We start from the raw sequence: 12,719 nt of genomic DNA on the forward strand, positions 1-12,719 counted from the left end.
CCCGGCGCTCGACAGCCCAAACAAGGAAAAACCATGTCCAAGACTCAGTTGTTCGACCTCGACGGCAAGATCGCATTCGTCTCCGGCGCCAGCCGCGGCATCGGTGAGGCCATTGCCAAGTTGCTGGCCCAGCAAGGCGCCCATGTCATCGTGTCGAGCCGCAAGCTCGAAGGTTGCCAGCACGTGGCCGACGCGATCATCGCCGCTGGCGGCAAGGCCACCGCCATTGCCTGCCACATCGGTGAAATGGAGCAGATCAGCCAAGTCTTCGCCGGCATTCGCGAACAGTTCGGGCGCCTGGACATCCTGGTCAACAACGCCGCGACCAATCCGCAGTTCTGCAACGTCCTGGACACTGACCTGGGGGCCTTCCAGAAGACCGTCGACGTCAACATCCGCGGCTACTTCTTCATGTCGGTGGAAGCCGGCAAGCTGATGCGCGAAAACGGCGGCGGCAGCATCATCAACGTGGCCTCGATCAACGGCATCTCGCCGGGGATCTTCCAGGGCATCTACTCGGTGACCAAGGCCGCGGTGATCAACATGACCAAGGTCTTCGCCAAGGAATGCGCGCAGTTCGGCATCCGCTGCAACGCACTGCTGCCGGGCCTGACCGATACCAAGTTCGCCTCGGCCCTGGTCAAGAACGACGCCATACTCAAGACCGCCCTGGCGCAGATCCCCCTCAAGCGCGTGGCCGACCCCAGCGAAATGGCCGGCGCGGTGCTCTACCTGGCCAGCGACGCCTCCAGCTACACCACGGGTGTCTCGCTCAATGTGGACGGCGGCTTCCTCTCCTAAGGCCCGCTTGCACCACAAAAAAGGCAGCCTCCGGGCTGCCTTTTTCATTTCCCGCAGGAGCTGGCTTGCCAGCGAAGAGGGCCTTGAGCCCGGCGCAACTCAGGCGGCCCTTTTCGCCGGCGAGCCGGCTCCTACAGGCGTCTTTCAAAATTTTAATTCCACCAATTGCAATTAAAGAATATTTATTCCATAACTAGTCTTCCCTAGAACAATAATTCTGCAGGTGCGGTTATGGACGAGCTCGGCATTGGTTTGATCGGCACCGGTTTCATGGGGCGTGCCCACGCCCTGGCGTTTCGCAGTGCCGGCGCGGTCTTCGAATTGCCGGTACGCCTGCACCTGGCGGCCCTGGCCGACGCCGACGCCCAGCGCGGCGAACACTGCGCCGGCGCCTGGGGCTTTGCCCAGGCCCATGCCGACTGGCAGGCCCTGGTGGCCAACCCCCGGGTCAACCTGGTGGCCATCACCACCCCCAACCACCTGCACTTCCCCATGGCCATGGCGGCGCTGGCCGCAGGCAAGGCGGTGTACTGCGAAAAGCCCCTGGCGGTCAGCGTCGAACAGGCCCGGCAGATGCACCACGCGGCCCAGGCCGCCGGGGTGGTGACCCGGGTGGGCTACAACTACCAGCACAACCCGGTGATCGCCCAGGCCAGGGACATGATCGGCAACGGCGAACTGGGGCAACTGGTGAGTTTCCAGGGCGAGTTCAGCGAAGACTTCATGGCCGACCCGGATGCCCCCTGGTCCTGGCGTTGCGAGCCGCAGCACGCCGGCGGCGCCCTGGCGGACCTGGGCAGCCACCTGCTGGCCATGGCACGCTTTCTCATGGGGCCGGTGCAGGCGGTGTGCGCCGATACCCAGACTGTGCACCTGCAACGCCCCACCGAAGCCGGCAGCCAGGAACGCCGCGCCATCGCCGTGGATGACCAGGCCCATGCCCTGCTGCGCTTTGCCAATGGCGCGCGGGGCACGCTGAGCAGCAGCTGGATCAAGCATGGTTACAAGAACCACCTGAGCTTCGAGATCAGCGGCACCCTCGGCACCCTGGCGTTCGACCAGGAACGTCTCAACGAACTGCGCCTGTACCGGGTCGGCCAGAAGGGTTTCCAGCGTCTGCTGGCCGGGCCCGCCCTGCCCGGCTACGCGGCCTTCAGCCCGGCCCCGGGGCACCAGCTGGGCTACAACGAACTCAAGACCCTGGAAGTTCACGAATTGATCATGGCCCTGTGCGGCCAGGGCCGGGACGGCACGGATTTCGCTGAAGCCTGGGAAGTGGAGCGCCTGGCCGCGGCGATCCGCACTGCCGCCGCCGAACAGCGCTGGGTGGCACTGTAGGAAGCGGCTTGCCGGCGAAGGCGATCTTGCGGGCGCCTTCGCTGGCAAGCCAGCGCCTACGGTTGGTGGTTGGCCAGGCGCGCGGCCAGGGCCTTGGCCTGCAGGGCGACGTCGGTGACGGCGGTGCTTTCCCACCACAGGCCGCGCAGGGGCGGCCCCATGGCGAACAGGCGCTCGCAGGCCTGGCCCTGGGCGTTGTGCACGGCACCATCGGGTGCGGCGCTGATGCCCAGGGCCAAAGGCCCGGGTGTCACCAGGCCGCGGGCCAGCAGCTGGCGCGGCAAGGGCCGCGCCACCCGGCGCCAGTCGTATTCGATGCCGCTGGAGTTGATCAGGGCATCGCCCGCCATGCGCACGCTGTCCTGGCTGCCGCGGTAGCGCAGGCGGATCGCCAGCCGGCCTTCGTCGCCCGGCTCCAGGCCCTGGTAGCAAGCGGCATGAATCCGCAACCGCCCTTCTTCATGCAGGCGCGCCACCAGCTCGGCGCTCAGGGGCGGCGAGCGATGGTGATGGCTTTCCCACCAGGGCCGTACATGGCGCACGAACTGGCGTTTGTGCACCTCGCTGGCCTGGCTCCACAGACGCCCTATATGCACCCGCACCGTGTCCAGCGGGGCCTGCCAGTCGATGCCCTGGGCCTCGGCCACGCGGCATTGCTGGCGCAGCGCCCGCAGCAGTTGCCGAGGGCTGCGGATGCTCAGGTCGGCGCCGAGAAAGTCTTCCCAGGCCGGGGGCTGGCGGCGCACGTGTGGCAGCAGCCCATGCCGGGAAAACACCTCGATCGGCCCACGATGCCCGGCCTGCTCCAGGGACACCACGGCGTCCACCATGGTCAGCCCGGAACCGATGATCAGCACCGTCGCCCCGGGATCGAGGCGGGCCATGGCCGCCACATCCCAGGGGTCCAGCGCCGCGGCATTCAGGCCGCTGGAGCGGGTCTGCGGGGTACGCGCCGCCGGGAACATGCCGGTGGCCAGCACCGCCACCGCGCCGGGCAGTTGCCGGCCATCGGCCAGGGTCAGTAGCACGCCGTCAGGGCCGGTTTCCAGGTCCACCGCCTCGCCCTGCACATGGCTCAACGAGGAGCCCTGCGCCCGGCCCTGCACCTGGGCCTCGGCCAGGCGCTGCTGGACGTAGACACCAAACAGCCCGCGGGGCGGAAACAGTTCGCTGACCGGCACATGCTGGCGGTCCGACTCGGGCCAGCCGCCCTCGGCGATGTGGCGGGCCAGCCATTGGGTCAGGTCGTCGGCGTTGTCCGGGTCGACGCTCATGCGCGCGGCGTTGCCATTGAGGGTGTGCCCCAGCTCCACGGCGCTGTAGGCCTCGCCGCGCCCCAGCTCGCTGCGCGGTTCTATGACCAGGATCCGTCGCTGGCCCGGCAGGCGCAGCAACTGGGCGGCCAGCAAGGCGCCGCTGAGGCCGCCGCCGACAATCAGGATTGGCGCATCACGGGTGGCAGGGGTTGCCTGTCCGGTGTGGGTTTGGCTCATGGAATGCTCACGGTCAGTGTTTGCCCAGGTAGAAATCCTGCAGGTCGCCCCGGGCCAGCAGTTGCTCGGCGCTGCCGGACAAGGCCACGCGGCCGGTGTCCAGCAGGTAGGCATGGGAAGCGTACTTGAGCGCCAGATTAATGCTTTGCTCGGCGATCAGAAAGCTCACCCCCGCCTCGCGATTGAGCTGGGCGACGATCTGGAAAATCTCCTGGACGATAATAGGCGCCAGGCCCATGGACGGTTCATCCAGCAGTACCAAAGTAGGACGAGTCATCAACGCCCGGCCGATGGCCAGCATCTGCTGCTCGCCACCGGAGGTCAGCCCGGCGCGCACCCGGCGCTTGGTCAGCAGCCGCGGAAACCAGCTGTAGATGCGCTCCAGGTCCTGTTCCAGCTGGCGCCGGCCCAGGCCACGGACAAAGCCGCCGGCGCGCAGGTTGTCTTCCACCGTCAACTGGGGGAAGACGTGGCGCCCTTCCAGCACATGCACCATGCCCTGGCGCACCCGCTGGCTGGGGTCGACCCCGGCCAGGTCCTGCCCGGCAAAGGCGATGGCGCCGCGGCTGAGCTCGGCACGCTCGGCCCGCACCAGCCCGGAAATGGCCTTGAGGGTGGTGCTCTTGCCGGCGCCGTTGGCCCCCAGCAAGGCGACGATGGCCCCCCGGGGCACGCTCAAAGATACCCCGGCCAGCGCCAGGATCACGCCGTCGTAGATCACCTCGATGTCCTGTACCTGCAGCAAGGTCTCGGCCGTCGCGGCCGTCGCGCTGTGGCTCATGGTTCAGTCACCCTCGTTGCATGTACGGGGCACCAGGCGCTTCTCCTTGGCAAAGGCCGCGGCCTTTTCGTCGATCAGCGGCCGTAGCAGCGCGCGGTCGGCGGCAATCCACTCGCTGATCAGGGTCCAGTTGGCGCCGTCCCATTGCTGCACCCGGGCCGCGCCGCCGCCTTCGTGATCGCGGCAGGACAGCTTGAGGTTCTGCATCAACCCCAGGTAACCCATGTCCTTGAGCCGGGCGTCGTCGATGTTCAGGTGTTCCAGGCCCCAGCGCCCTTCCTCGCCATTGAGCGGGCGCTTGCCGAACTTGCCCTGGGCGGTCCGGATTGCCTCCACCGCCACCGCCGCGTTCACCAGGCCGGAGTTGTAGTACACGCTGCCGAAATTTTTCAGGTCCTTGAGGTCGCTCTTGCCGGTATCGAGGATGTACTGCTTCAGGCGCTTGTGGATCTCGAAGTCACTGCCCGCCGGGTAGGGCGTCAGCGCCAGGTAGCCCTTGGCCGCGGCGCCGGCCGGCAGCACGTCTTCGCTGGAGCTGGCCCAGATATCGCCGATGATGTGGTCCACCGGGAAGCCGAAGCGCGCGGCGGTCTTCACCGCCACCGGGGTGGACACGCCCCAGGTGCGCAGGAACACCCAGTCCGGGTTCTGCTGGCGGATCTGCCGCCATTGCGCCGACTGCTCGTTGCCCGGGTCGGCCACCGGGATCTGGATGTTCTCGAAACCGTACTTCTCGGCCAGCAGCTTGAGTGGCCCGAGGGTTTCCCGGCCATAGGCGGAGTCGTGATAAAGCGTGGCGATCTTCTTGCCCTTGAGCCGGTCGAACCCGCCCTCGCGCTGGGCGATGTAGTTCACCAGGGTCGAGGCCTCGCTGTAGAAGGTCAGCATCACCGGGAAGTTGTAGGGGAACACCGTGCCGTCGGTGGCTTCGGTGCGGCCGTAGCCCAGGGTGATCAGCGGGATTTTGTCCACCTCGGCACGCTCACTCAGGGCATAGGCCGCTGGTGCGCCGTTGGGCTGGTAGACCGCTACCGGTGCGCCATCCAGGCCGTTCTTGAAGCGCTCGTAGCACTCGATGCCCTTCTCGGCGGTCCATTCGGTCTCGCACTCCTGCCACACCAGCTTGACCCCGTTGATGCCGCCCTCCACCTGGTTGATGTAGTTCAGGTAGTCGATCATCCCGGCCCACACCTGCACCCCGCTGGAGGCGTAGGCGCCAACCCGGTAGGTGGCCAGGGGGAAGAACTGCTGGTCCGGCCCGGCCTGGGCTGCCGGGGCAACGGCCGCCGCCAGCAGCAACGCCGCGCCGGCCAGGGAAGCTTTCAAGGATGCACGCATGTTGTCTCTCTGTTCTGGGAGGAGGAATTCAGAAGCGCAGCGGCCAGTGCCGCAGGCGCTCGCGCAGGTTGCCCAGCAAGCGGATCAGGCCCTCGGGTTCCTTGATCAGGAACAGGATGATCAGCACGCCGAAAATGATTTTCTGCAGGTTCTGCAACTGCCCGGCGTCCACCGCCCCGCCCAGCAGTGCCTGCCCGGCATGGCTGAGGAGAATCGGCAACAGGCTGATGAAGGCCGCGCCGACGAAGTTGCCGGCCACGCTGCCCATGCCGCCGATAATGATGATGAAGAGGATCTGGAACGAACGATTGATATCGAAGCTGCTGGCGCTGGCGGTACCCAGGTAGGCGAAGGCCCACAACGCACCGGCGATGCCCAGGTAGAACGAGCTGACGGCAAACGCCTGGCGTTTGTAGCGGGCCACCGGGATGCCGATCACCGCGGCGGCGGTGTCCATGTCGCGGATCGCCATCCAGTTGCGCCCGACCTGGCTGTGCACCAGGTTCTGCGCGACCCAGGTCAACAGCAGCACCGTCACCAGGGTCAGCAGGTAGCGCCCCTGGGGGTGGTTCAGGTCATGGCCCAGCAGGCTCAACTGCGGCGCCGAAATGGTGCCCGAGGAACCGTAGTTGTAGAACCAGGGAAACTTGACGAACAGCCACTCCAGGAAGAACTGCGCCGCCAGGGTGCTGACCATCAGGTAGAAACCCTTGATCCGCGAGCTGGGCAGGCCGAACAGCCAGCCCACCAGGGCGCTGATCAGGCCGCCGCCGAGCAGGGCCAGGGGCAGCCCCAGCTGCGGCAGGCGCAGCAGAATACCGTAGGTGGCAAAGGCCCCCACGGCCATGAAGCCGGCGGCGCCCACCGAGGTCTGGCCGGTGTAGCCGGTCAGCAGGTTGAGCCCGAGCCCGGCCAGGGACAGCACCAGGAACGGAATCAGGATCGCGTTGAGCCAATAGTCGTTGCCCAGCACCGGCACCACGCCGAAGGCCAGCAGCAACAGGCCGGCCAGGCCCCAGGGCAGGCGGCGCTGGACCAGCAGCAAGGGGGCGGTTTGCCGCGTCAGAAGAAGGGACATCAATTCACACTCGCTCGATGGCCCGCTCGCCGAACAGGCCGGCGGGGCGGATGTAGAGGAAGGCCAGGGCCAGGACATAGGCGAACCAGGGGCTGATGCCGCCGCCAATCAGCGGGCCGATATAGACCTCCGCCAGGTTTTCGGCGGCGCCGACGATCAGGCCGCCGGCAATCGCCCCGCCGATCGAGGTGAAGCCGCCGATGATCAGCACCGGCAGCGCCTTGAGCACCACCAGCGATAGAGAGAACTGCACCCCCTGGCGTGCCCCCCAGAGCAGCCCGGCCACCAGCCCCACCACCCCGGCCACCGCCCAGACGATCTGCCAGATGCGGTTGAGGTTGATGCCGATGGACAGCGCCGCCGTGGTGTCGTCGGCCACCGCCCGCAGCGAGATGCCGATGCGGGTCTTGTTGAACAGCAGCGCCAGCACCGTCACCAGCACCAGGGCGGTGGCCGCGGCAATCAGGTCGAACTGGCTGACCATCAGCGGCCCGAGGAACAGCGGCACATCGTCGATGCCCAGGTCCAGGGCCCGCACCTGGGAGCCCATCAGGCCCTGGGCCAGGCCCTCGATGATGAACGACAGGCCCAGGGTGGCCATGAACAGGGTGATCGGCGAACGGTTGACCAAGGGTCGCAGCACCAGGCGTTCGATCAGCCAGGCGCCGAGGATCATCACCAGCACCGTCAGCAACAGTGCCAGGGCGAAAGGCACGCCCTGCTCGTGCAGGCTGACGAAGGTCAGCGCGGCGAACAGCAGCATCGAGCCCTGGGCGAAATTGAACACGCCACTGGCCTTGTAGATCAGCACGAAGCCGATGGCCACCAGTGAATACAGGGTGCCGGCCAGCAGACCGCCGAGCAGGGTTTCGAAGAAGAATGCCATCAGTGCACGGCCCCCAGGTAAGCGGCGATCACCTCGGGGTTGGCCTGGACCTCGGCCGGTGTGCCATCGCCCACCTTGCGTCCGTAGTCGAGCACCACCACGTGGTCGCACAGGTCCATGACCACCGCCATGTCGTGCTCGATCAGCACCACGGTGGTGCCCAGGTCACGGTTGATGTCGGCGATGAATCGGGCCATTTCCTGCTTCTCCTCGGCATTCATTCCGGCCAGGGGTTCGTCCAGCAGCAACAGGCTGGGCCCGGCGATCAGCGCCCTGCCCAACTCGACGCGCTTTTGTAGGCCATAGGCCAGGTTGCCCACCGGCACATCGCGCAATGCCTGCAATTCCAGAAACTGCAGGATGCCTTCGGCCAGCTGGCGGAATGCCCGGGCTTCACGGCGGGCCCGGGGCAAGCCCAGGGCCTGTTCGATGAAGCGCGCGCGGGAGTGGCGCGAAAGGCCGGTGAGCAGGTTGTCCAGCACGCTCATCTTCTTGAACAGCGCGTTGTTCTGGAACGTGCGGCCGATGCCCCGGCGCGCGGCGTCCAGCGGGTCGATGCGCTGCAACGGCTGGCGCTCGAACACGATGGTCCCGGCGTCAAAGCGATAGACCCCGTTGAGCACGTTGAGCAGCGAACTCTTGCCCGCGCCATTGGGGCCGATCAGGGCACAGATCTCGCCCCGGCGCACCTCGAACGACAGTTGATTGATGGCCTTGACCCCCTTGAACGACAGGGAGATGTCACTGACTTGCAAAATGGATTCGGCGTGGCTCATGCAATGTTCCGTGTGAATTCGACGATCCAGGCCGGGGTGGCCGGTGGCGTCGTGGCCTGGGGGGCCTGCCAGATGAATTGCAGGCGAGCAAAGCCCAGCAGGCGGCGCACCCGATGCTTGAGCAGGCGCGCCAACAGGCCCTGGGGATGGGCCAAGGCCCACTCGCACAGGCGTCGGCGCCAGCTGTCGGGGGGCGCCAGGCGGCTCTCGATCTCGTCCGCCAGGCGTTGCAGGCGCTGGGGCGACAGCAGCAGGCCGCTGGGGGCCACCTCCCGCCGGTCGCGGCTGGTCGAGCCGCGGCTTTCGGCGAAGGCCAGGCACTGGCCACTGCCCAGCCATTGCTCCAGCAGCACCGTCAGGCCCTCCTGCCATTGCGTGCCCTCCTCGCTCCACAATTGGCCGCTGCCGACCGGGGCGCGCCAATTGGCCTGGCGCCGGGGTGGCTCGCCCCGGCCCAGCAGCTCGCGCAATTCCAACAGGGGCAGATGCGCGCCTTCCGGCAGGCGCGGCAAGGCTTGCCCGGCAATCAGCAACTGCGGGGCCAGAGCGTTTTCACTGGCGGCGACCCAATCCAGCACCTGCTGGCGCGAATGCACGAAGGCGTGGCTCGGTTGCAGGCGCCACAGGGTCTGGCGCAGGGCTTGGGGCGGCAGCTCGTCGTCCAGGCTCAGCACCTCGGCGCCAAGGCTGTGGGCCGCCAGGGCCAGCAGGAGCAGGTCCGGTTCGAAGCGGGCGCTGACTGCCAACCGCGAATCCGGCGTCAGGCCCTGCTGGCGCAGGCCGTCGGCCAGGCGCTCGACGTCCCGCAGGGCGTCGATCCAGCGCCAGGCGTACCAGTGGCCGTGGCGCTTGTGGCGCAAGGCGTTGTGCAACGGGCTGACCTGGGCCCAGTGGCGCAACCGCTCCAGGGCCCCGCTCAACTGCAACCGGGCCTGGGGCGCTGGCGAATCCGCGCTCGGCGCACGCTTGAGTTCATGCACGCTCATGAGTTGACCTCGATCTCTTGGCAATCGCGTGCGGTGGTCCGCTGGCTGGAAATGAACGGGGGGCCTTGTGGGCCTTTTCGCTTGTAGGAGCCGGCTTGCCGGCGAAGGCGTGGGCCCCTTCGCTGGCAAGCCAGCTCCTACAGGGCGCGGGGTTCAGGCGCTGGCACGTTGCGCGGCTGCTTGGCGTTGCCCGCCCAGGTTGCGCCAGGCGCTGCCCGGGTGGCTTTCGGGCAGGCGCGGGCCGGCGCCGAAGAGCTTTTCCCGCAGGGTGCCCGGGGCGTATTCGGTCTTGTAGACGCCCCGCTTCTGCAACTCCGGCACCAGCAGTTCCACGGCGTCGATAAAGCTTTCGTGGGTCAGCGCATACGCCAGGTTGAAGCCGTCGACGTCGGTTTCTTCCACCCATTCCTGAAGCAGGTCGGCGACGGTTTCCGGGCTACCGACGAACAACGGGCCAAAGCCGCCGATGCCCACCCAGTCCGCCAGTTCATGGGGTGTCCAGACCTTGTTCGGGTCTGCCGTGGAGAAGGCCTCCACCGCCGACTGGATGGCGTTGGTGTGCACGTGCTTGAGGGGCTCGTCGGGCTTGAAACGGCTGAAGTCGATGCCGGTCCAGCCGGAAATCAGCGCCATGGCGCCCTCGTAGCTGACCCAGGATTTGTATTCCTCGAACTTGGCCTTGGCCTTGGCGTCGGTCTCGCCCAGGATCACCGTCTGCAGGTTGAAGATCAGGATCTTCGACGGATCGCGCCCGGCCTCGGCGGCCCGGCGGCGGATGTCGGCCACGGTCTTTTTCAGCAGCACCTTGGACGGCGCGGCGACGAACACGCATTCGGCCTGCTCGGCGGCGAACTGCTTGCCCCGGCTGGACGCCCCGGCCTGGTAGAGCACCGGGGTACGTTGCGGCGACGGCTCGCAGAGGTGGATGCCCGGCACCTGGAAGTGTTTGCCGACATGGCGGATCTCGTGGATCTTGCTCGGGTCGCTGAAGATCCGTCGCTCGCGGTCGCGCAGGATCGCGCCGTCTTCCCAACTGCCTTCCCAGAGCTTGTAGCAGACCTCCAGGTACTCCTCGGCGTAGTCGTAGCGAGCGTCGTGTTCGGTCTGGGCCTGCTGCCCGATGTTCTTGGCCCCGCTCTCCAGGTAGGAGGTGACGATGTTCCAGCCGGCGCGGCCCTTCGTCAGGTGATCGAGGGTGGATAGGCGCCGGGCGAAGGGGTACGGGTGCTCGAAGGACAGCGACGCGGTGAGGCCGAAGCCCAGGTGCTCGGTGACCAGGGCCATGGGCGGGATCAGTTGCAGCGGGTCGTTCACCGGGACCTGGGCGGCCTGGCGGATCGCTGCCTCGCCGTTGCCGTTGTAGACGTCGTAGATGCCCAGCACATCGGCGATGAACAACCCGTCGAACTTGCCCTTTTCAAGGATTTTCGCCAGGTCGGTCCAGTACTCCAGGTCCTTGTACTGCCAGGAGCGGTCCCGGGGGTGGGCCCAGAGGCCCGGCGACTGGTGGCCGACACAGTTCATGTCGAAGGCATTGAGGCGGATTTCACGGGACATCACACAACACTCCTGAAACCTTGGGGTGGCACGCCATTGAGGCGGTAGTTGCCGATCAGTTGGTATTTCCAGCGCAGCGGGTCATCCAGGGTCTGGGGCTGCGGGCTGCGCTGACCGGTGAGTTCGAACTCGGCGTCGCTGGCCGCCAGCAGTGCCTGGCCCGCGGCAATCGCCGCCTCGGCCAGGGCTACCGCAACTTCCGCCGGGTCCGGCTCTTGTTCTATCTGGCGCTGGGCCCGCTCCTGCAGGGCCGCGGCCAGGTCGATGCGGATGTTCAGGTCGCCAAAGCGGCTGATCACATAGGGGTCGTCGCTGGCCCTGGCCAGGCCGCTGCCGCTCCAGGGGCGGGCCTGCTCGCGGATGAAATCCAGGGTTTGCTGCAGCAGGACGCGGGCCCGCTGCAGGACCTGAGCGTTGTGTTCCAGGGCCGCTTGGGGGGTGTCGGGGCGGGTCAGTGCATTCATGGCGCAGTCCTTCAGTTCCAGGCGTGGCGGGCCGGCTTGATGCCGTTGAGCAGGTAGTTGCCGATCAGGTGATATTTCCAGCGCGCCGGATCGTGCAGGGTGTGGGTGCGGGCGTTGCGCCAGTGGCGGTCGAGGTTGTACTTGCCCGACACCGAACGGGTGCCGGCCAGTTCGAAGAGTTTGCTGGCGGCGAGCAAGGCACTCTCCGCCGACAGCACCTTGGCCTGGGCCACCACCAGGGAGGCCTGGGCGACGCTGTCTTCACCGGGCTGGGCCAGGGCCTGATCGACCGCCTCGGCGGCCTTGGCGAGGATCGCCTCGGTGCCGTGCACCCGCCATTCCAGGTCGCCGATGGCGGCAATGGTGAACGGGTCCTGCCAGCCATGGTCCAGGCCGCTGTCGATCCACGGCCGGGATTGCCGGGCATGGTGCTTGGCGTCTTCCAGGGCGGCGACGGCGATGCCGGTGTCCACCGCGGCCTGGATGATTTGCGAGATCGGGCCATCGGCGGTGGGCTGGTCGAAGGCCCGATGGGCCGGGATCACCGCGCTGCGCGGCACCCGCACCGCCTTGAGGCTGACCCCGCCGCTGGCGGTGGTGCGCTGGCCGAAGCCGTCCCAGCTGTCGATCACCGTGAGGCCAGGGTTGTCGCGCTCGATAAAGGCAATGTGCGCCTGGTTGTGTTCGTCCACCGCCACCGCCGGGACGATGTGGGCGAACAGCGCCCCGGTGCAGTAGAACTTCTCGCCGTCGATCTGCGCCTGTTCGCCGTCGAAACGGATCTGGGTTTCAAAGGCGCCGACGTGCTTGCTGCCGGCCTCGGAAAACGCATTGCCGAAGCGGTAGCCCTGCAACACCTTGGCGAAGTAATGGCGCTTCTGCTCTTCGCTGGCGGTCTGCAGCAGGATGTCCACCACTCCCAGGTGGTTCTGCGGCAACTGGCCGAGAGACGGGTCGGCGGCGGAAATGAGCTTGATGACTTCCACCAGGGTGGCGTAGGACACCCCGGCGCCGCCGTACTCTTTGGGGATGGTGATGCCCCACAGGCCGCTGGCGGAAAATTCGTCGAGCTCTGCCCGGGGCAGGCGCCGCTCGCGATCACGCAGCGCCGCCTCCACGGCAAAGCGCTGGGCCAGGGCCCGGGCCACGCTGATGGCTTGCGCATCGTTCTGGATGAGATGGGCACTGCGAGAGGGTTGGGCTGGGGCTGTCATGGGCCGA

The 12,719-nt window shown here is 67.1% G+C and carries 12 protein-coding genes; 2 read left to right on the forward strand and 10 right to left on the reverse strand.

Annotated elements, in window-relative coordinates; all coding sequences use genetic code 11:
- Positions 1 to 33: 33 nt before the first annotated feature.
- Together BM382_RS05375 and BM382_RS05380 are read left to right on the forward strand one after the other, a co-directional pair.
- Positions 34 to 801: an SDR family oxidoreductase gene (locus tag BM382_RS05375; protein ID WP_011060922.1), complete on the forward strand. Its 768-nt coding sequence runs from the start codon at positions 34 to 36 to the stop codon at positions 799 to 801.
- Positions 802 to 1,032: 231 nt separating this feature from the next.
- The gene (locus BM382_RS05380) at positions 1,033 to 2,139 is read left to right on the forward strand and encodes a Gfo/Idh/MocA family protein (RefSeq protein ID WP_011060921.1); all 1,107 of its coding nucleotides are present in this window, start codon (positions 1,033 to 1,035) and stop codon (positions 2,137 to 2,139) included.
- Positions 2,140 to 2,195: 56 nt separating this feature from the next.
- On the opposite strand, the gene BM382_RS05385 is transcribed toward BM382_RS05380, so the two are convergent.
- The 10 genes from BM382_RS05385 to BM382_RS05430 all read right to left on the reverse strand — a co-directional run bounded on the left by BM382_RS05385 (position 2,196) and on the right by BM382_RS05430 (position 12,712).
- The gene (locus BM382_RS05385) at positions 2,196 to 3,632 is read right to left on the reverse strand and encodes an FAD/NAD(P)-binding protein (protein ID WP_072442191.1); all 1,437 of its coding nucleotides are present in this window, start codon (positions 3,630 to 3,632) and stop codon (positions 2,196 to 2,198) included.
- A gap of 13 nt (positions 3,633 to 3,645) precedes the next feature.
- Positions 3,646 to 4,413, reverse strand: coding sequence for an ABC transporter ATP-binding protein (locus BM382_RS05390; RefSeq protein WP_015635334.1), 768 nt, complete (start codon positions 4,411 to 4,413; stop codon positions 3,646 to 3,648).
- 3 nt (positions 4,414 to 4,416) lie between these two features.
- A complete protein-coding gene (locus tag BM382_RS05395) occupies positions 4,417 to 5,751 on the reverse strand; it encodes an ABC transporter substrate-binding protein (protein ID WP_011060918.1) in 1,335 nt (444 codons plus the stop codon).
- A gap of 28 nt (positions 5,752 to 5,779) precedes the next feature.
- On the reverse strand, positions 5,780 to 6,829 hold the full coding sequence (locus tag BM382_RS05400) for a branched-chain amino acid ABC transporter permease (RefSeq protein ID WP_047336614.1): 1,050 nt from the start codon (positions 6,827 to 6,829) through the stop codon (positions 5,780 to 5,782).
- 4 nt (positions 6,830 to 6,833) lie between these two features.
- Positions 6,834 to 7,715: a branched-chain amino acid ABC transporter permease gene (locus tag BM382_RS05405; protein WP_011060916.1), complete on the reverse strand. Its 882-nt coding sequence runs from the start codon at positions 7,713 to 7,715 to the stop codon at positions 6,834 to 6,836.
- Positions 7,715 to 8,491 (reverse strand): ABC transporter ATP-binding protein, encoded by a 777-nt coding sequence (locus tag BM382_RS05410; RefSeq protein ID WP_011060915.1) that lies wholly within the window; start codon positions 8,489 to 8,491, stop codon positions 7,715 to 7,717. The genes BM382_RS05405 and BM382_RS05410 overlap by 1 nt, the downstream gene beginning before the upstream one ends.
- Positions 8,488 to 9,477 carry an AMP-binding protein gene (locus BM382_RS05415; RefSeq protein WP_041117778.1) on the reverse strand — a complete coding sequence of 330 codons (990 nt, stop codon included), beginning with the start codon at positions 9,475 to 9,477 and terminating at the stop codon, positions 8,488 to 8,490. The genes BM382_RS05410 and BM382_RS05415 overlap by 4 nt, the downstream gene beginning before the upstream one ends.
- Before the next feature lie 153 nt (positions 9,478 to 9,630).
- Positions 9,631 to 11,034 carry an LLM class flavin-dependent oxidoreductase gene (locus tag BM382_RS05420; RefSeq protein ID WP_019094297.1) on the reverse strand — a complete coding sequence of 468 codons (1,404 nt, stop codon included), beginning with the start codon at positions 11,032 to 11,034 and terminating at the stop codon, positions 9,631 to 9,633.
- Entirely contained in the window at positions 11,034 to 11,498 is a 465-nt protein-coding gene (locus BM382_RS05425; RefSeq protein ID WP_011060912.1) for an acyl-CoA dehydrogenase, read from the reverse strand. The genes BM382_RS05420 and BM382_RS05425 overlap by 1 nt, the downstream gene beginning before the upstream one ends.
- Positions 11,499 to 11,509: 11 nt before the next feature.
- A complete protein-coding gene (locus BM382_RS05430) occupies positions 11,510 to 12,712 on the reverse strand; it encodes an SfnB family sulfur acquisition oxidoreductase (RefSeq protein WP_011060911.1) in 1,203 nt (400 codons plus the stop codon).
- Between the last annotated feature and the right edge of the window lie 7 nt (positions 12,713 to 12,719).

This window comes from Pseudomonas sp. NFPP25 (assembly GCF_900116505.1).
Lineage (GTDB): Bacteria > Pseudomonadota > Gammaproteobacteria > Pseudomonadales > Pseudomonadaceae > Aquipseudomonas > Aquipseudomonas protegens.

Excerpts from the sequence above, each read along its gene's own strand:
- BM382_RS05375 (WP_011060922.1), top strand. The coding sequence starts at position 34 with ATGTCCAAGACTCAGTTGTTCGACCTCGACGGCAAGATCGCATTCGTC.
- BM382_RS05380 (WP_011060921.1), top strand. The coding sequence starts at position 1,033 with ATGGACGAGCTCGGCATTGGTTTGATCGGCACCGGTTTCATGGGGCGT.
- BM382_RS05385 (WP_072442191.1), bottom strand. The coding sequence starts at position 3,632 with ATGAGCCAAACCCACACCGGACAGGCAACCCCTGCCACCCGTGATGCG.
- BM382_RS05390 (WP_015635334.1), bottom strand. The coding sequence starts at position 4,413 with ATGAGCCACAGCGCGACGGCCGCGACGGCCGAGACCTTGCTGCAGGTA.
- BM382_RS05395 (WP_011060918.1), bottom strand. The coding sequence starts at position 5,751 with ATGCGTGCATCCTTGAAAGCTTCCCTGGCCGGCGCGGCGTTGCTGCTG.
- BM382_RS05400 (WP_047336614.1), bottom strand. The coding sequence starts at position 6,829 with ATGTCCCTTCTTCTGACGCGGCAAACCGCCCCCTTGCTGCTGGTCCAG.
- BM382_RS05405 (WP_011060916.1), bottom strand. The coding sequence starts at position 7,715 with ATGGCATTCTTCTTCGAAACCCTGCTCGGCGGTCTGCTGGCCGGCACC.
- BM382_RS05410 (WP_011060915.1), bottom strand. The coding sequence starts at position 8,491 with ATGAGCCACGCCGAATCCATTTTGCAAGTCAGTGACATCTCCCTGTCG.
- BM382_RS05415 (WP_041117778.1), bottom strand. The coding sequence starts at position 9,477 with ATGAGCGTGCATGAACTCAAGCGTGCGCCGAGCGCGGATTCGCCAGCG.
- BM382_RS05420 (WP_019094297.1), bottom strand. The coding sequence starts at position 11,034 with ATGTCCCGTGAAATCCGCCTCAATGCCTTCGACATGAACTGTGTCGGC.
- BM382_RS05425 (WP_011060912.1), bottom strand. The coding sequence starts at position 11,498 with ATGAATGCACTGACCCGCCCCGACACCCCCCAAGCGGCCCTGGAACAC.
- BM382_RS05430 (WP_011060911.1), bottom strand. The coding sequence starts at position 12,712 with ATGACAGCCCCAGCCCAACCCTCTCGCAGTGCCCATCTCATCCAGAAC.